This is a genomic window from Bradyrhizobium nitroreducens (genome assembly GCF_002776695.1).
Classification (GTDB): Bacteria; Pseudomonadota; Alphaproteobacteria; order Rhizobiales; family Xanthobacteraceae; genus Bradyrhizobium; species Bradyrhizobium nitroreducens.
On record NZ_LFJC01000003.1, the window covers coordinates 7,327,660 to 7,345,347 of the forward strand.

The window sequence follows — 17,688 nt, forward strand, 5'->3', positions numbered from 1 at the left end:
TTGAGTTTATTGGGTCGTCGATCAGCTACCGGACGCCGCGCGGTCGATGAACAGGCTGCCCTTGACGACGATCTGCTCGCCGGGTCGGAGATTGCTGGTGACCTCGACGAGGTTACCGTTGATGAGGCCGATCTTGATCTCGCGCAGCTCGACCGACTTGTCGTCGCGCGCAACCCAGATGCGGACCTTGTCGGCCTCATAGATCAAAGCTTGTTTCGGCACGGCCGGCGCGGCGCGGTCGCCGGCCGAGTAGATCGTGACGTTGGCAAACATTTCCGGCTTGAGCAGGCCGTCCTTGTTGTCGATGGTGGCGCGGACCAGCAGGCGGCGGGTGGCGGGATCGATCGCAGCGGCGACGTAGTTGATCTTGGCCGTCAACGGCCGGCCCGGCAGCGCCATCACGTTGACGGTGATGTCCTGGCCGATGCACACCGCGGCCGCGTCGCTCTCGCGCACGAAGGCGGTGAGCCAGACGGTGGAGAGGTCGCCAATTACGAACACCGGATCGCTGGCGCCGGCGCTCACATACTGGCCGGGGCCGATCTTGCGCTGCACGACCGTGCCGGAGATCGGCGAGTAGATCGTGATCTCCCGATTGATGATGCCCTGGTCCTGGAACGCCTTGATGGTCTCGTCGGTGAAGCCGAGGATGCGCAGCTTGTTGCGCGCGGCTTCCAACGCGGTCCCCGAAGAACGCATGTCGTTCTGCGCCTGGACCTGGGTGGCTTCCGCCTGCTGGTAATCCTTCAGCGGAATGGCGTGGCCTTCGTAAAGATCCTTGGCGCGCTTGAACTGGATATCGGCCAGATCGATCGCCGACTTCGCCTTGTTCTGCGCGGTCATCGCCGCGATGAAATCGTTCTGGGCCTGCACGGTGTCGGCGGCCTCGATTGTGAACAGCGGTTGACCTTGCTTCAGCGTCTCGCCCGGCTTGGCCAGCAGCTTGGTGACGCGGCCCGCATAGGGAGAGAACACCGGGGTCGAACGGTCTTCGTCGACGGCGACCTTGCCTTCGGTGACGTATTCGGCACGGAAGGCCTTGGCCTTGACCGGCTCGATCGTCAGCGTCGCCCATTCGGATGCGGTCGGTGTGAAGTTCTGCGCATTCCTGCGCGACTGGCTGGAGATCTCGGAGTGCTTCTTTTCCTTGGGCCCCAAAGAGAGGAAGCCGTAGGCACCGGCGCCGGCAAGAGCTAGTAGAACTACGGATGTGATCACCCGTTGTTTTGTAAACACCTGCAATCGCTTGGTATTTTCAATTACCATGGAGCCCGGTCGTGTCTGCGACGATCTCGGCAGGTCCCTGCCTTATCGGTTGCGCTAATAGTGCCGAATTGGGATTTCAAACAACCTAAAAAGTGCCGATCGGCTTTCGGTTTGCGTTAAAATTTTGCGACGCGTCAGCTTCACGTCAGCTTCGCGCCGGCCACTGTGCCGGATGACTGCCGAGCGGCATCGCCGGACGCGACCATTGCGCCGGTGTCGCCGACAGCAGCGCCGCATGACGCACCGCCTTCAACATGCCGAATCCAGATGGCATGCTCTCGATGAACGCAGCATGTACGGCTTCGCCCGTAAGATCCGGGATATTCAGTCCGCCGTCCAGCCGGCCGAGATTCCACAGCCAGCGCCCGGTCTGCGCCAGTGACACGCGCACGTGCCAGCTGCCGCCTTCGCGGGCCTGGCGCATCCGGGCCATCATCGCGCCGAACGCCATCAGATAGCCGGTGGCATGGTCGAGCATCTGCGCTGGCAATTCCTTGGGACCATCGAGGCCGGCAGCGCGCCCCTCGGCGTGATTGAATCCGGTCGTGGTCTGCACGAGGGAATCGAAGCCGCGCCGCTCGGCCCAGGGGCCGGCATGGCCATATGCCGACAGCGTGACGTAAACGATGCCGGGATTGAAGCTCGCGGCATCCTCCGGTGAAAAGCCGAGCGCTGCGAGAGCGCGCGGGCGATAGCCTTGCGAGAGGATGTCGGCGTCTTTCAACAGTTCGCGCAATTGCGCCCTGCCCGTCTCACTCTTCAGCTCGATGAAGCTGGTGAGCTTGCCGCGGCCGGTGTCGATGGTGAGCCAGTCAATGGCGGGCAGCTCCGGACCCGACACCAGCATCACATCCGCGCCGTGCGCAGCAAGCGTGCGGCCGGCGACGGGACCTGCGATGACGCGGGAAAGATCGAGCACGCGAAGACCTGCAAGCGGACGATCGTCCTTCGCGTATCTTTGCGGCCACGGTTTCGGCGCGGCCTCGCCGATCTTCTCGATCGAGATCAGCGGCAATTGCGCGAGCGCGTGCGCCTGCGGCAGCGCCGACCATTCGTCGTAAGAGCGCATCAGGGCGACAACGCCGCCCGCGGCATAAGCCGCAGTTTCGAACGCCTCGCCCTTCCATTGCATCAGTGCCGCCTGCACCTTCTCGCGCTCGGGCTCGCAGGCCAGCACGCTGCAGACGGCGTCGCGATGATGCGGGAAGTTGGTATGACAGCGGACGAAGCGGCCATCGCCGGTCCTGTAGACACCGGCGATGGCGTCCCAGGCCGGCGGCGGAGGCTTGTCGTCGAGACGCAAATAGCGTTCGGAGCGGCACTCGGCGACGGCATGGCGCATGTCGACGGAGACGTCCTGCACCTGCCCGCTGCGCAGCCGCCAGATCTCGGCGGCAGCGAGGCCCGCGGCAGCGATGGTCGTTTGTCCGGCGACGGCGACACGGAACGAGGACGGAAGCTGCGGCTCCTCGCCGGTCAGCCGCGCGCGTTCGAGCGCAGCCGGATCGCCGCCGGCGGACGTCCAGATGTTCTCGAGAATGTCGGAGGGGCTTTGCATGACCGCTTCTCTCCCTCGTCATTTGCTGTACTTTTCTCAACCATGTCATGATCGCAGAAAGGAATGCAATGGCCGCCATTGATCCCCTCATCGCCGGTGCCGTGTTCATCGCAACGGCCGCGACCGACGCCGTCTACGTCATGTTCACCTCGGCCGTCATCGCGCGCAAGCGTATCCCGGCGGCGAACTGGAGCGCGGTCTGGTACCTGCTCTCATCCTACGCGGTGATCAGCTACACCGAAAACGCCGTCTACGTCGCCTTCGCCGCGATCGGCTCCTGGGCCGGTGCCTATGCCTCGCTGACCTTCCTGCACCGCCCGCCCGGCGGCCCGCCGGTGGGGGCTGCGCCGGAGTGAGGACACCGTCTCTCTCCACGTCATTGCGAGAAGCTCTTGCGACGAAGCAATCCAGACTGTTTCCGCAGATGCATTTCTGGATTGCTTCGCGGAGCCTGTCATCGGGCCGCGCTTTGCGCGGACCCGGTGGCTCGCAATGACGATGTGGAGGCTTCTGAATTCCTCTCGAAACAACTACACTCGCTGCCACCAACAACAAGGAAAACCAACAATGGATCTCGGTCTCAAAGGAAAGAACGCCATCGTGCTCGGCGGCACGCGCGGTATCGGGCGGGCGATCGCGGCAACGCTCGCCGGCGAAGGCGCCAATGTCGCGGTGTGCGCCCGCAATGCCGATCAGGTTGCGACCACCGTCGCTGAACTGAAGGCGAGCGGCATCAAGGCGACCGGCGGCGCAGTCGACGTCACCGACGGCGCGGCACTGAAGACCTGGATCGAGGGTACCGCCAAGGAGCTTGGCGGCGTCGACCTGCTGTTCTCCAATGCCGGCGCGATGGCCCAGGGCCACGATCCTGCATCGTGGCAGCAGAATTTCCAGCTCGACGTTCTCGGCGCCGTGCATGCCTTCGACGCGGCGCGGCCGTTCCTCGAAGCGAGCGGCGCTGGAAACGGCGACGCCGCCTTCGTCATCATCTCGTCGATCTCGGCGGCGCAGGCCGACACGGCCAGCTCCTACGGTCCGATCAAGGCCGCGCTGATCCACATGGCCAAGGGACTGGCGCGGCAATATGCCAGGAAGAAGATCCGCGTGAATGTCGTGTCGCCCGGCACCGTCTATTTCAAGGGCGGCGTCTGGGAGATGATCGAGAAGAACATGCCCGACCGCTACAACGACGCGATGAAGCGCAATCCGACCGGACGCATGGCAACGCCACAGGAGATCGCGAGCGCGGCGGTGTTTCTGGCGAGCCCGGTGTCGGGCTTCACCACGGGATCGAATCTCGTCGTCGACGGCGCGATCTCGAACCGGGTGAATTTCTGAGAAGAACGCGGCTTGCATCGTTCTCTCCTCCGTCATGGCCGGGCTTGACCCGGCCATCCACGAGGTGCCGCGCGCGCTGAAGGACGTGGATGCCCGGAACAAGCCCGGGCATGACGACTGAGAGTATGACGCGCCATTACGGTGTGGACGAATCCCGCACCACGCTTCAATGAAAATCCCGCGACGGCGGCAGGATGCGGACGTTGCGGGGGTGGCGGATTTTCTGCGCGGGCATATCGGGGAGATCGCGGCGATCGTCGTTGAGTTCGCCCCCGGTCTCAAGCGGCACCGGATGCTTGCGGCTCAGCGCGTCGTTGGCGAGGCCGACCAGATCGTGCGAGCGGTCGATCATGCGCTGGGCGATGAGATGCGTCACCTTCTCGGGGCTGCTCTGGATATAGCCCTGGACCTCGATGAGGCGCGCGCCCATCACCTCCTTGCGATACTGCTCCATGACCTTGGGCCACACCACGACATTGGCGATGCCGGTCTCGTCCTCCAAGGTCATGAACACGACGCCGCTGGCGCTGCCCGGCCGCTGCCGCACCAGCACCACGCCGGCGCAGCGGACGCGGCGCCGCTCGTTCTCGTGGCTGATCTCCTTGCAGGCGACGATCCGCTCGCGCGACAACATCTCGCGCAGAAATTCCATGGGATGGCCCTTCAGCGACAGCCGGATGGTCTGGTAATCCGCGACCACCTGCTCGGGGAGCGGCATCTCGGGCAGCGGCTTTGCATGCTCGTCCGGCTGCTCGCGCGCGGTCGCCGCCTCGAACAGCGGCAGCGGCACGTCGTCGGGCAACCGCCGCACCTGCCACAGCGCCTCGCGGCGGTCGAGCCCGAGCGAGCGGAACGCGTCGGCATCCGCGAGCAGGATCAGCGCGCGTTTTGGCAGGCCGGTATCGCGGGCGAAATCCTCCAGCGAGGTGAAAGGACGGCGGTCGCGGGCGGCGATGATACGGTCGGCCCAGTCTTCCTTCTTGTCATTCCGGGACGATGCGTCAGCGTCGAGCTCTGATGCGCAATTGCGCATCTGAGAATCCATTCCGCCAGGCGTATGCGGCCCGATGGATTCCGGGTTCGCGCTTTGCGCGCCCCGGAATGACGACTGAGAGCGTTTCAACTGCTCTTCATCCTCGTCAAGCCAATGAAAACCGTCGATCTGGCGGAAGCCGAGGCGCACGGCGCAGTATCTGCCTCTCCCCTCCTCCAGCGTGTTCTGCGCAAAGCTGTAGGACACGTCGATGTCACGCACCTCGACACCGTTCTTGCGGGCATCGCCGACGATCTGTGCCGGGGCGTAAAAGCCCATCGGCTGCGAGTTCAACAGACCACAGCAGAACGCGTCGGGGTGATGATATTTCAGCCATGACGAGATGTAGACGAGCTGCGCAAAGCTCGCGGCATGACTCTCCGGAAAACCGTAGGAGCCAAAACCCTTGATCTGGTCAAAGCAGCTCCTGGCGAAGTTGGCATCGTAGCCGCGCGCCACCATGTTGCCGATCAGCTTCTCCTCGTATTGGCCGATGGTGCCGACATTGCGGAAGGTCGCCATCGAACGGCGCAAGCCGTTGGCTTCCTCGGAGGTGAACTTCGCCGCCTCGATCGCGATGCGCATCGCCTGCTCCTGAAACAGGGGCACGCCCTTGGTCTTGTGCAGCACCTTGTAGAGCTCGTCCGCAGGGCCATGGTCGGGGGATGGCGAGGGATAGGTCACCTTCTCCAGACCGTTTCGTCGCCTCAAGTAAGGATGCACCATGTCGCCCTGGATCGGCCCCGGCCGCACGATCGCGACCTCGATGACGAGATCGTAGAAGGTTCGCGGCTTCAGGCGCGGCAGCATGTTCATCTGGGCGCGGCTCTCGACCTGGAACACGCCGAGCGACTCGCCTCGTTGCAGCATTTGATAGACTTCGTCGTCATCCTCCCCCTTGATATCCGCCAGCACGTAGCGCTTACCCTTGTGCTGATCGATCAGATCGAAACATTTCCTGATGCAGGTCAGCATGCCCAGGGCGAGCACGTCGACCTTCATCATGCTCAGCGCATCGACGTCGTCCTTGTCCCATTCGATGAAGGTGCGGTCGTCCATCGCGGCATTGCCGATGGGGACATAGGTGTCGAGCCTGTCCTGGGTCAGCACGTAGCCGCCGACATGCTGGGACAGATGGCGCGGGAATTCGATCAGCTCGGTCGCAAGCTCGACCGCGAGGTTGATCATGGGATTTTGCGGATCGAGCCCGGCCTGCCTGACCTGCATGTCGTTGAGGCCCTTGCCCCAGCTGCCCCACACGGTGTCGGCGAGCGCGGCGGTGACGTCCTCGGTCAGGCCCAACGCCTTGCCGACGTCGCGAATGGCGCTGCGCGGACGGTAGTGGATGACGGTGGCGATGATCGCGGCACGGTGGCGGCCGTAGCGGCGGTAGACATATTGCATCACCTCCTCGCGCCGCGAATGCTCGAAATCGACGTCGATGTCGGGTGGCTCCAGCCGCTCCTTGGAGATGAAGCGCTCGAACAGCAGGTCGACCTTGGTCGGATCGACCGAGGTGATGCCGAGCACGTAGCACACGGCCGAATTCGCCGCCGAGCCGCGGCCCTGACACAGGATGTTCTGGCTGCGCGCGTAGTGCACGATGTCGTGCACGGTGAGGAAGTAATGCGCGTATTTCAACTCGGCGATCAGCGCGAGCTCCTTGTTGAGCGTCGCACGCAGCTTGTCGTCGATCTCGCCGCCGAAATATTTGTCGACGCCCGCCCAGGTCAGATCCTCCAGATGCCCCTGCGCGGTCTTGCCCGGCGGCACCGGCTCATCAGGATATTGGTATTTGAGCTGATCGAGCGTGAAGTCGATCCTGTCCGCAAAACGCATGGTCTCCGCGATTGCCTCAGGAAAATCGCGGAACAGCCGCGCCATCTCCCTTGGCGTCTTCAGGAAGCGTTCGGCATTTGCCTCCAGCTTACGTCCGACCGCTTCGATCGTGGTCTTTTCGCGGATGCAGGTCAGCACATCCTGAAGCGGACGGCGGCCGGGATCGTGATAAAGCACTTCGTTGGTCGCAAGCAGCGGCACTTTTGCCTTGGCGGCGAGATCATCCAGCTGTGCCAGGCGTCGCCGGTCGTCGCCACGATAGATCAGGCTCGCCGCCAGCCATACACCCTCAGCGCCGCTGGTCCTGAGCTTGGCAAGGATATCGAGCGCCTGCACGGGATCGAAACGATGCGGCAGCGTCAGGATCAGAAGCTGGCCTTCCGAGAATTCGAGAAGATCGGCAAACCCGAGATGACACTCGCCCTTCTCGATCCGCGTGATGTCGTCGCCGCGCTTGCCCCGGGTGAGAAGCTGGCACAGCCGGCCATAAGCGGCGCGATCACGCGGGTACACAAAAATATCGGGCGTGCCGTCGACGAAGACGATGCGGGCGCCGATCAGGAGTTTCGGCTTGTGTACCACCTTGTCATTGTCGAGCTCATTCCAGGCCCGCACCACGCCGGCGAGCGTGTTGTGATCGGCAATACCGATCGCGGGAATGCCGAGCTTGCTCGCCTGATGCACATAGGCGCGGGGATCCGAGCCGCCGCGCAGGAAGGAGAAGTTGGTGGTGATGCCGATCTCGGCATAGCTAAGCGTATTCATGCGAAGAGACCGTGCACATACCAGTTGGGCGGCGCGGGCTTGCCGTCGGCGTCGAACACCTCGCCCTCGTAGAGACCGTCGCGAAAGATCCAGAAGCGCAGGCCCTCGGCATCCTCGATGCGGAAATAGTCCCGCGTCAGTTGCTTGCCGTCCTGCCGCCACCATTCCATGGCGATGCGCTCGGGCCCTTCCACCCGCACGACCGCATGTTTTGCACGACGCCAGGTGAATTGATGGGGCGGGCCGTCAGGCACGGTCGCGAACGGCACGGTGACCGGCTCCGGCTTGTCGAACAGCCTTAAAGGACGCAGCGGCGGCTCGCTCTCGACACGTGCGGGCCATTCGGCCTGCATGGCGGCGGCGAGATGATGCTGCGCGGGCGCGGCCTGCGCCGCCTGCTCCGGGATATGAGTATCCTCGGGCAGGTGCACGATCACGCGCTTGCCCCCGATGCGCGCGGCGATGCGGTCGATCAGCGCGGCAAGCTCGTCATTGTCATGGACATGGGCGTCGAGATCGCGCTGCTCCTGCACCACGATCTCGGTGCGGCTCGCCGACAGGCGCACCATGTCGAAGCCGAAGCCGGGATCGAGGGGATCGGCGAGCGCATCGAGCCGCTCGCTGAACAGGCGGTCGATCACCGCGCTACGCGTCACGGGACGTCCGGTCTCGACCATGATCGCACGCACCGCGCCGTCGGTGCGGAAGAACGCCGCTTCCAGCCGCCGCGCGCCTTTTCCCTGCTTCTCCATCGACGCGATCAGCGTGTCGGCGAGCCGCGACAGCGTCATCGCAATCATGGTGTCGGTCGCGATCGGCTCGGCAAAACGCTTTTCCACGATGTAATCGGGCAGCGGTTTTCGCGGGCTGATCGGCGCATCGCCCTGCCCCAGCGCATGCGCGAGCAGCGTGGAGAACCGCGCGCCGAACCGCGCCGTGATCTCGCTCGGCGTGCGCGCGGCGACGTCGCCGATCGTCTTCAGGCCGGCGCGGCGCAGGCCGGTGGTGATGGCCTCGTCCGCACCGAGCGCGGACACCGGAAACCGGTCGATCGCCGCCGCCTCGCCGCCATCGGGAACAATGCTGCCCGTGGCCTGCCGCGTCAGCGTGCGGGCACAGACCGAGGTGCCGGCGATCGCCGCCCCCACGGCAAAGCCCTGGCGGGCAAGCGCACGAACCAGCGTCTTGAGCAGCGCGGCTTCGCCGCCGAACAGATGCGCGCAGCCGGTGATGTCGAGGAACAACCCGTGCGGCGGATCGAGCGCCACCAGCGGCGTGAAGCGGTCGCACCAGTCGGCGATGTCGCTGAGCGTCTTGGCATCGGCCGCGACATCCGCATCGAACACACGCAAATCCGGACACATCGCCCGCGCATTGGCCAGGGGCTGGCCGATATACAGACCGAGGCGCTCGGCGGTCTCGTCCAGGGCATGGATCACCAGCGCATTGTTGTCCTTGATGACGACGATGCTGGGCTCGTTGTTTTTATGCAGTCCGACGTTCCCAAAGAACCGCTGGATCCGGTCGATCGGCAGGCGTGGCAGCCACAGGCTGAGAATACGTCGACGGTTCACTGAACTGGCACTCATCACAATTCCATTCCATGATCCACCGGCCGCAGAGGCCATGACGATTACGCAAGAGCTCGGCATCGAAGCGCGGCGTGCCCCAGGCGCTCCACACGGACCCCGGCGGCGAATGCGCCGCGCGCAGTATCCATCGCGTCTCCGCAGTCGAGGGCAGCGGCTGCGCGGCCATGCGCAGCATCAGGCCGGTGACGCCGGAGCCTTGCGCAGCCAGCGTCAGCTTGCGGCTCGCCACGAGATCGAACTGCCTGACATCGCCCCAGAGCTCGAGCACCACGGCGCCCAGCGCATCGCAGGCGAGCGCATCGGCCGAGGTGCGCAGCGCGCTCTCGACATCGGCGGCGCGCACCATCACCACGCGGCGCGGATCGAGGCCGAGCTCGGCGAGCCCGCTCATCGACAGCGCGCCGGTTTCCAGTTCCGAAAAATCCTGCCGCACCCACAGCAGGGGCCGCTGCGCCGAGATGCGCCCTGCGAGCCCCATGACGAACCCCGTGGCGGCCGTGCCCTGCCGGCCCTCGCAAAACACCTCGTGGATCGCCGCGCGCGCAAGTCCGCCCTTCAGCACGCCGTCGATCTCGCCGTGGCCGAGCGCGACGCGCTCGTGCAGATGCACGGCTCCCGCCGTCTCGATGCGCTCGATCTGGCCACGCAAGGTCGCAAGCGCGCTCATACGTGCGCCGCTCATATACGCCGCTCCTTCAGAGGTGATTGCCGAGGGTCCTAAAAATAAGAACCTGCGGCTGGCTCATTTGTTCATGATATGTTCTAATATAAAGCTAACGCCGCCAGAAGAGTCAATCGAATTGGCGCGCTGTCGGATTCATCAGCGGAATCAAAGGGATTCAACCATGGACGTGCAACGCAAGCTGGCGATCCTGGCCGACGCCGCCAAGTACGACGCGTCCTGCGCCTCCAGCGGCACCGAGAAGCGGGATTCCAGCGACGGCAAGGGCATGGGCTCGACCGCCCCCGGCATGGGCATCTGCCATTCCTACGCGCCGGACGGACGCTGCATCTCGCTGCTCAAGGTGCTGCTGACCAACGCCTGCAATTACGATTGCCTCTATTGCGTCAACCGCGCCTCCTCCAATGTGCCGCGCGCCCGCTTCACCATCGACGAAGTGGTCAAGCTGACGCTCGACTTCTACCGGCGCAATTACATCGAAGGCTTGTTTCTCTCCTCCGGCATCATCCGCAGCCCCGACTACACCATGGAGCAGGTCGTCAGCGTCGCGCGAACCTTGCGCGAGGCGTATCACTTCCGCGGCTACATCCACCTCAAGACCATTCCCGAGGCCGACGACGCGCTGATCGCGGAGGCCGGCAAATATGCCGACCGCCTCTCCATCAACATCGAGATGCCGCAGGAGACGAGCCTGCAGCAATTCGCGCCGGACAAGGACGTCCGCGCGATCCGCCGCACCATGGGCCGGCTGCGGCTGAAGCTGGACGAAGCCGAGGAGAACCGCGCAACAAAAACGAAAGCAAAGCCTCAGCGTTTCGCGCCGGCCGGCCAAAGCACCCAGATGATCGTCGGCGCCGACGCGGCCTCCGATCACACCATTCTCCACACCAGCTCCAATCTCTACGGCTCATACAAGCTGCGGCGCGTCTATTACTCCGCCTTCAGCCCGATCCCGGACGCCAGCCGCGCCTTGCCCCTGGTGCAGCCGCCGCTGCTGCGCGAGCACCGGCTCTACCAGGCCGACTGGCTGATGCGGTTCTACGGCTTCGATGTCGGCGAGATCGTCGACGACAGCGCCATGCTGCCGCTGGACATCGACCCAAAGCTCGCCTGGGCGCTGCGCCACCGTGACCGCTTCCCGCTCGACGTCAACCGCGCCAGCCGCGAGGAATTGCTGCGCGTGCCGGGCTTCGGCACCAAGGCGGTCGAGCGCATCATCGCAACGCGGCGCACCACCACGATCCGCCTCTCCGATCTGGCGCGGCTGCACGTGCCCAAGCACAAGGCGCTGCCGTTCATCGTCCTCAGCGATCACCGCCCCTCACCGCATCGCCTCGATGCGGCCGGGCTGATCGAACGTTTCAAACCGAAGGCAACACAATTGGGGTTTGGCTTCTGATGCAGTACATCACCCTCGACACCGAAACCGATTTCGACGGCTGGCGTAAAGCGGCACGCAGCCTCGTGCTGCATCATGTGCAGCCCGCCGATGTCACCTGGACCGTGCAAGGCCGCGATGCCGAGCTGTTCGCACCGCAACCGCCGTCTCCGATCCTCGAAGTGAACGAAGGCACCTTCAACGTATCGGGCAAGTTCGTCGAACTGGCCCAGGCCGCGATCCTGCATCGCGATTCCGAGCGCTTTGCGATCCTGTATCGCCTGCTGTTCAGACTGAAGGACAATCACGACCTCATCGAGGTCGCGACCGATGCCGATGTCGCGCAGGTCACGGCAATGGCACGAGCGGTTCATCGCGACGAGCACAAGATGCATGCCTTCGTCCGCTTCCGCGAGATCGGCCGGGAACGCGCGGCGCATTACGTCGCCTGGTTCGAGCCGGAGCATCACATCGTCGAGCTCGCAGCCCCGTTCTTCGCCAAGCGATTTGCCGACATGCCCTGGTCGATCCTGACGCCGGACCTCTGTGCGCATTGGGACGGCCACGAACTCTCGTTCACGCCGGGTGTCGGCAAGAGCGAAGCGCCAGGCGAAGACCGGCTGGAGGAAACCTGGCGGCGCTATTACGCCAGCATCTTCAATCCGGCCCGGCTCAAGGTGAAGGCGATGCAGGCGGAGATGCCGAAGAAATACTGGAGGAACCTGCCCGAGGCTTCGATCATTAAGCCCTTGATCGAGGACGCCGAGCGCATGACCGGTGCTATGATCGCCAATGCCGCAACCGATCCGCACAAGCCTCAGAAGCGGCCGGAGGCCCCGATGCCACGCAAGACTGCCGCCAACGATCTCGAAGCGCTCCGCGAGGAGGCCGCCCATTGCCGCGCCTGCCCGCTCTACAAGGACGCGACCCAAACCGTGTTCGGCGAGGGCCCTGGGAATGCGAACATCATGCTGGTCGGCGAGCAGCCCGGCGACAAGGAAGACCTCGCCGGCCATCCCTTCGTCGGCCCGGCCGGCCAGATGCTCGACCGCGCGCTGGAGGAGGCCGGCGTCGACCGCAAGAAGGTCTATGTCACCAACGCCGTGAAGCACTTCAAATTCGTGCCGCGCGGAAAGATCCGCCTGCACCAGAAACCGAACACGCCGGAGATCCGGGCGTGCCGACAATGGTATGAGCGGGAGGTTGCGGCGATCCGGCCCGATCTCATCGTCGCGATGGGGGCCACGGCCGCGCAGAGCGTGTTCGGCAAGATCACCCCGGTCGGCAAGACCCGCGGCCGGCTCATCGACCTTCCCGACGGACGCAAGGCGCTGGTGACTGTGCATCCATCCTATCTGCTGCGGCTGCCCGATCCGGAAGCCAAGGCACTGGAATATCGGCGCTTTGTCGAAGATCTGAAGATCGCGGCAGGCCTGCAGAAGAAAACCGCGCGCGCCGCCTGAAGAGTGTTGAGAAAACGGCTTTCAATCGCCGCTTGTCATCCGGCCTTCAAATCCATCGCGGACAATGGCCCCTCAGGAAAGTTAAGGGGCGTCCAGACATGACCGATGTTGCATTCGACCGCGCGGTAGCCGATCCCGCGCCCGTCCAGCCGGCCTCGCGGCCAAATCTCGACAAGGGCTTCAATCCGCTGACGATGATCCTGTTCTTCGGCATCCTCGCCGCGGGTCTGCTGTTCGTCGCCTACAGCATCTACGTCGACGTCAACGCCACCGGCACGCGCGTGACGACCTACCTGCCCTACATCCTGCTGTTCGTCGCGCTGCTGATCGCGCTCGGCTTCGAGTTCGTCAACGGCTTCCACGACACCGCCAATGCGGTGGCGACCGTGATCTACACCCATTCGCTGCCGGCCGAAGTCGCGGTGATGTGGTCGGGCTTCTTCAACTTCCTGGGCGTGCTCTTGTCCTCCGGCGCGGTCGCCTTCGGCATCGTCTCGCTGCTGCCGGTCGAGCTGATCCTCCAGGTCGGCTCCAGCGCCGGTTTTGCCATGGTGTTCGCGCTGCTGATCGCCGCGATCCTGTGGAATCTCGGCACCTGGTTCTTCGGCCTGCCCGCCTCCTCCTCGCACACGCTGATCGGCTCGATCATCGGCGTCGGCGTCGCCAACGCCGTCATGCGCGGCCGCGACGGCACCTCGGGCGTGGACTGGAGCAAGGCCACCGAGATCGGCTACGCGCTGCTGCTGTCACCGCTGTTCGGCTTCATCTGCGCCGCCGTGCTGCTGCTCGTGCTCAAGTTCATCGTGCGTAACCCCGCACTCTACGCAGCGCCCGAAGGCAACAAGGCGCCGCCGCTCTGGATCCGCGGTCTCTTGATCGCAACCTGCACCGGCGTCAGCTTCGCGCACGGCTCCAATGACGGCCAGAAGGGCATGGGCCTGATCATGCTGATCCTGATCGGCACCGTGCCGACGGCTTACGCGCTCAACCGTGCGCTGCCGGAATCCCAGGTCGCCCAGTTCCAGAAGACCTCGGATGCCGCTTCCAGGGTGATCGCGGCGAAGGGCGCGGGCCACAGCATCATTGGCGATCCCCGCCCCGCGGTGACGCAGTACATCGCACTGCATCAGATCAACGAGGGCACCTATCCCTCGCTCGCCGTGCTGGTGAAGGACGTCGGTGATCAGGTCGCCAAATACGGCACCTTGAACAAGGTCCCGGCCGAGGCCGTCGGCAACACCCGCAACGACATGTACATGACCTCGGAAGCGATCCGCTTCCTGATGAAGGACAAGGAGAACGATCTCAACAAGGAGGAGATCGCGACCCTGAACGCCTACAAGGGTTCGCTCGATGCCGCCACCAAGTTCATCCCGAACTGGGTGAAGATCGCGGTCGCCATCGCGCTCGGTCTCGGCACCATGATCGGCTGGAAGCGCATCGTCGTCACCGTCGGCGAGAAGATCGGCAAGAGCCACCTCACCTACGCGCAAGGAGCGTCCGCCGAGCTGGTCGCTGCCGCCACGATCGGTGCCGCCGACGTGTTCGGCCTGCCGGTCTCCACCACCCACGTGCTGTCGTCAGGCGTCGCCGGCACCATGGCCGCCAACGGCTCGGGCCTGCAATGGTCCACCATCCGCAACCTGCTGATGGCCTGGGTGCTGACGCTGCCCTGCGCGATCATGCTGTCGGCCACGCTCTACGTGATCTTCTCGCGGATCTTCTGAATCCGAGCGCATCACCCAAGACAGAGGGCCCGTGCAATGCACGGGCCCTCTTCATCTGAGCGTCGACTTCGGCCTTACGATGCCGCGAGCGATTCTTCGACGAGCTTCACCCAGTAGGACGTGCCGTAGACGATCGCCTCGTCGTTGAAATTGTAGGCGGGGTGATGCAGGCCGGCGCTGTCGCCGTTGCCGCAGAAGATGAAGGCGCCGGGGCGCGCTTCCAGCATGTAGGCGAAATCCTCGCCGCCCATCAGCGGCGGCATCTCGTGCACATTGGCTTCGCCCGCGACCTGCTTGGCGATACGGCGCGCCACCTCGGTCTCCGCGGCATGGTTGTTCACGACCGGATAGTTGCGCTTGTAGTGCAGGTCGATCTTGGCGCCGGTGATCTGCGCGACGCCCGCGACCACCTCGTGCACGCGCTTCTCGACCAGCTTGCGCACCTCCGGCGAGAGCGTGCGGATGGTGCCCCGCAGCGTCGCGGTCTGCGGAATGACGTTGCGGGCATTGCCGGCGTGGAATTCGCAGATCGAGATCACGGCCGATTCCAGGGGATCGACGCTGCGCGCGACGATCGATTGCAGCGCCGTGATCACCTGCGCACCAACCAGCACGGAATCGATGCATTTGTGCGGACGTGCGGCGTGGCCGCCGAGGCCCTCGATCATGATGTCGACCTCGTCGGTCGCTGCCATGATCGGGCCCGGCCGGATCGCGAACGAGCCGATCGGGATGCCCGGGCCGTTGTGCATGCCGTAGACCTGCTCGATGCCGAAGCGCTCCATCAGGCCGTCCTTGACCATGGCCTCGCCGCCGGCGCCGCCCTCCTCGGCCGGCTGGAAGATCACGATCGCATCGCCGGCGAAGTTGCGGGTCTCGGCGAGGTAGCGGGCTGCTCCCAGCAGCATCGCGGTGTGCCCGTCATGGCCGCAGGCGTGCATCTTGCCCGGGGTCTTGGAGGCGTAAGGCAGGTTGGTCTGCTCCTCGACCGGCAGCGCGTCCATGTCGGCACGCATCCCGATCACCTTGAGGCCCTCGCCGGCCGGCTTGCTGCCCTTGATCACGCCGACCACGCCGGTCTGACCAAGGCCGGTCACGACCTCGTCGCAGCCGAACTCGCGCAGCCGGTCCGCCACGAATGCTGCAGTGCGATGAACGTCATAGAGCAGCTCGGGATGCTGATGGATGTCCCGGCGCCAGGCCTGAATATCGGGTTGGAGGTCGGCGACACGGTTCACGATGGGCATGGAGGGTCTCGAGATTAGTTGGGAATACAGGACTGTCTACCATGCAAGCGTCAGTCCACCCAACTGCCTGACATCGGGGTCTAGCCCTGCCCGCCCGGCATGGCCGGGCTTGTCCCGATCCGCCGCGTCTGCCTATTAGGGCGGAACGCTAAGTGACCATCCGGGTGGAAGCAGAATGCCAAGGCGGCTCGAAGGTGAGTTTGACTACATTGTCGTCGGGGCCGGCACGGCCGGCTGCATTCTCGCCAACCGGCTCTCGGCCGAGCCCAGGAACCGCGTCCTCGTCCTCGAAGCCGGCGGCGACGACAACTGGATCTGGTTCCACATTCCCGTCGGCTATCTCTTCGCGATCGGCAATCCGCGCTCGGACTGGATGTTCAAGACCGAGGCCGAGCCGGGCCTGAACGGCCGTTCGCTCGCCTACCCCAGAGGCAAGGTGATCGGCGGCTGCTCGGCGATCAACGCCATGATCTCGATGCGCGGACAGGCCGCCGATTACGACCATTGGCGCCAGCTCGGCATGACCGGCTGGGGCTACGATGACGTGCTGCCGCTGTTCAAGCGGCTCGAGGATCACTTCCTCGGCGCCAGCGAGCATCACGGCGCCGGCGGCGGCTGGCGCATCGAAGCGCCGCGGCTGTCGTGGGACGTTCTCGATGCCGTTGGCGATGCCGCCGAGGAAATGGGCATCAAGCGCATCCCCGATTTCAATACCGGCGACAACGAAGGCACCAGCTATTTCCACGTCAATCAGAAGCGAGGGCGGCGCTGGTCCTCGGCGCGCGGCTTCCTCAAGCCGGCATTGAATCGCCCCAACCTCCGGCTCGAGAAGCACGTGCTGGTCGACCGTCTCGTCATCGAGCAGGGCCGCGCCGTCGGCGTGCGCTTCGTCCAGAACGGCGAGGTCATCGAGGCGCGCGCCAAGCGCGAGGTGGTGCTTTCGGCCGGCTCGATCGGGTCGGTGCAGGTGCTGCATCGCTCCGGCATCGGCCCGACGGATTGGCTGTCGCCACTTGGCATCGACATCGTCATGGACAAGCCCGGCGTGGGGCGCAATCTTCAGGACCACCTGCAGCAACGCGCGATCTACAAGGTCGAGGGCGTGCGCACGCTGAACGAGACCTATTACAATCTGTTCCGCCGTGGCCTGATGGGCCTCGACTACGCCTTCCGCCGCCGCGGTCCGCTGACCATGGCGCCGTCGCAGCTCGGCATCTTCACGCGCTCGGACGCGACCCGCGCGCGAGCGAACATCCAGTTCCACGTTCAGCCGCTGTCGCTCGACAAGTTCGGCGATCCCCTGCACCGTTTTCCCGCCATCACCGTCAGCGCCTGCAATCTGCAGCCGACCTCGCGCGGCACCGTGCGGCTGCGTTCGGCGGCGCCTGACGAGAAGCCGATCATCGCGCCGAACTACCTCTCCACCGACGACGACCGTCAGGTCGGCGCGGACGCCATCCGCACCACCCGTCGCCTGATGCAGCAGAAAGCGCTCGCCAAATATCACCCGAGCGAATACCTGCCCGGCCCCACCGTCGGCGATGACGATGCCTCGCTGGCGAAAGCCGCCGGCGACATCGGCACCACCATCTTCCATCCCGTCGGCACCGCGAAGATGGGTGCGGTGAGCGATCCCATGGCGGTCGTCGACGAGCGCCTGCGCTTCTACGGCCTCGACGGCCTGCGCATCGTCGACGCCTCGATCATGCCGACCATCACCTCCGGCAACACCAATACGCCGACCGCGATGATCGCCGAGAAGGGCGCCACGATGATCTTGGAGGATGCGAAGTAGCGTCC

Annotated in this window: 12 protein-coding genes; 6 read left to right on the plus strand and 6 right to left on the minus strand. The window is 64.7% G+C overall.

Going from position 1 to position 17,688, the window contains the following annotated elements:
* Positions 1 to 21: 21 nt before the first annotated feature.
* Positions 22 to 1,266: an efflux RND transporter periplasmic adaptor subunit gene (locus TSA1_RS34680; protein ID WP_100180233.1), complete on the minus strand. Its 1,245-nt coding sequence runs from the start codon at positions 1,264 to 1,266 to the stop codon at positions 22 to 24.
* Positions 1,267 to 1,411: 145 nt separating this feature from the next.
* Positions 1,412 to 2,824, minus strand: coding sequence for a CoA transferase (locus TSA1_RS34685; protein WP_100180234.1), 1,413 nt, complete (start codon positions 2,822 to 2,824; stop codon positions 1,412 to 1,414).
* Positions 2,825 to 2,892: 68 nt separating this feature from the next.
* Here TSA1_RS34685 and TSA1_RS34690 point away from each other — a divergent pair, with 68 nt between their 5' ends.
* Entirely contained in the window at positions 2,893 to 3,180 is a 288-nt protein-coding gene (locus TSA1_RS34690; protein ID WP_100180235.1) for a hypothetical protein, read from the plus strand.
* Between the two features lie 211 nt (positions 3,181 to 3,391).
* Positions 3,392 to 4,162, plus strand: coding sequence for an SDR family NAD(P)-dependent oxidoreductase (locus tag TSA1_RS34695; protein WP_100180236.1), 771 nt, complete (start codon positions 3,392 to 3,394; stop codon positions 4,160 to 4,162).
* A gap of 166 nt (positions 4,163 to 4,328) precedes the next feature.
* Here the strand turns inward: TSA1_RS34695 and TSA1_RS34700 are convergent, their stop codons facing one another.
* From TSA1_RS34700 to TSA1_RS34710, 3 genes are read right to left on the minus strand one after another with little or no spacing between them, the layout of a single operon-like run.
* A complete protein-coding gene (locus TSA1_RS34700) occupies positions 4,329 to 7,799 on the minus strand; it encodes an error-prone DNA polymerase (protein WP_100180237.1) in 3,471 nt (1,156 codons plus the stop codon).
* Entirely contained in the window at positions 7,796 to 9,388 is a 1,593-nt protein-coding gene (locus TSA1_RS34705) for a Y-family DNA polymerase (RefSeq protein ID WP_174719207.1), read from the minus strand. The genes TSA1_RS34700 and TSA1_RS34705 overlap by 4 nt, the downstream gene beginning before the upstream one ends.
* Complete coding sequence (locus TSA1_RS34710; protein WP_100180238.1) at positions 9,285 to 10,073, minus strand: ImuA family protein; 789 nt, start codon at positions 10,071 to 10,073, stop codon at positions 9,285 to 9,287. The genes TSA1_RS34705 and TSA1_RS34710 overlap by 104 nt, the downstream gene beginning before the upstream one ends.
* Before the next feature lie 163 nt (positions 10,074 to 10,236).
* Between TSA1_RS34710 and TSA1_RS34715 the strand changes: the two genes are divergently transcribed.
* The 3 genes from TSA1_RS34715 to TSA1_RS34725 all read left to right on the plus strand — a co-directional run bounded on the left by TSA1_RS34715 (position 10,237) and on the right by TSA1_RS34725 (position 14,641).
* Positions 10,237 to 11,472, plus strand: coding sequence for a putative DNA modification/repair radical SAM protein (locus tag TSA1_RS34715; protein WP_100180239.1), 1,236 nt, complete (start codon positions 10,237 to 10,239; stop codon positions 11,470 to 11,472).
* Positions 11,472 to 12,914 carry a UdgX family uracil-DNA binding protein gene (locus TSA1_RS34720; RefSeq protein WP_100180240.1) on the plus strand — a complete coding sequence of 481 codons (1,443 nt, stop codon included), beginning with the start codon at positions 11,472 to 11,474 and terminating at the stop codon, positions 12,912 to 12,914. The genes TSA1_RS34715 and TSA1_RS34720 overlap by 1 nt, the downstream gene beginning before the upstream one ends.
* Before the next feature lie 98 nt (positions 12,915 to 13,012).
* Entirely contained in the window at positions 13,013 to 14,641 is a 1,629-nt protein-coding gene (locus TSA1_RS34725; protein ID WP_100180241.1) for an inorganic phosphate transporter, read from the plus strand.
* Between the two features lie 74 nt (positions 14,642 to 14,715).
* On the opposite strand, the gene TSA1_RS34730 is transcribed toward TSA1_RS34725, so the two are convergent.
* Positions 14,716 to 15,888 (minus strand): M20 aminoacylase family protein, encoded by a 1,173-nt coding sequence (locus TSA1_RS34730; protein WP_100180242.1) that lies wholly within the window; start codon positions 15,886 to 15,888, stop codon positions 14,716 to 14,718.
* Positions 15,889 to 16,063: 175 nt separating this feature from the next.
* Here TSA1_RS34730 and TSA1_RS34735 point away from each other — a divergent pair, with 175 nt between their 5' ends.
* Positions 16,064 to 17,683, plus strand: a complete 1,620-nt coding sequence (locus TSA1_RS34735) for a GMC family oxidoreductase (protein ID WP_100180243.1) — start codon at positions 16,064 to 16,066, stop codon at positions 17,681 to 17,683.
* Positions 17,684 to 17,688 lie beyond the last annotated feature (5 nt).

Coding starts and splice junctions, on each gene's coding strand:
- TSA1_RS34695 (WP_100180236.1), top strand. CDS start 3,392: ATGGATCTCGGTCTCAAAGGAAAGAACGCCATCGTGCTCGGCGGCACG.
- TSA1_RS34705 (WP_174719207.1), bottom strand. CDS start 9,388: ATGAGTGCCAGTTCAGTGAACCGTCGACGTATTCTCAGCCTGTGGCTG.
- TSA1_RS34680 (WP_100180233.1), bottom strand. CDS start 1,266: ATGGTAATTGAAAATACCAAGCGATTGCAGGTGTTTACAAAACAACGG.
- TSA1_RS34700 (WP_100180237.1), bottom strand. CDS start 7,799: ATGAATACGCTTAGCTATGCCGAGATCGGCATCACCACCAACTTCTCC.
- TSA1_RS34725 (WP_100180241.1), top strand. CDS start 13,013: ATGACCGATGTTGCATTCGACCGCGCGGTAGCCGATCCCGCGCCCGTC.
- TSA1_RS34730 (WP_100180242.1), bottom strand. CDS start 15,888: ATGCCCATCGTGAACCGTGTCGCCGACCTCCAACCCGATATTCAGGCC.
- TSA1_RS34690 (WP_100180235.1), top strand. CDS start 2,893: ATGGCCGCCATTGATCCCCTCATCGCCGGTGCCGTGTTCATCGCAACG.
- TSA1_RS34735 (WP_100180243.1), top strand. CDS start 16,064: ATGCCAAGGCGGCTCGAAGGTGAGTTTGACTACATTGTCGTCGGGGCC.
- TSA1_RS34720 (WP_100180240.1), top strand. CDS start 11,472: ATGCAGTACATCACCCTCGACACCGAAACCGATTTCGACGGCTGGCGT.
- TSA1_RS34685 (WP_100180234.1), bottom strand. CDS start 2,824: ATGCAAAGCCCCTCCGACATTCTCGAGAACATCTGGACGTCCGCCGGC.
- TSA1_RS34715 (WP_100180239.1), top strand. CDS start 10,237: ATGGACGTGCAACGCAAGCTGGCGATCCTGGCCGACGCCGCCAAGTAC.
- TSA1_RS34710 (WP_100180238.1), bottom strand. CDS start 10,073: ATGAGCGGCGCACGTATGAGCGCGCTTGCGACCTTGCGTGGCCAGATC.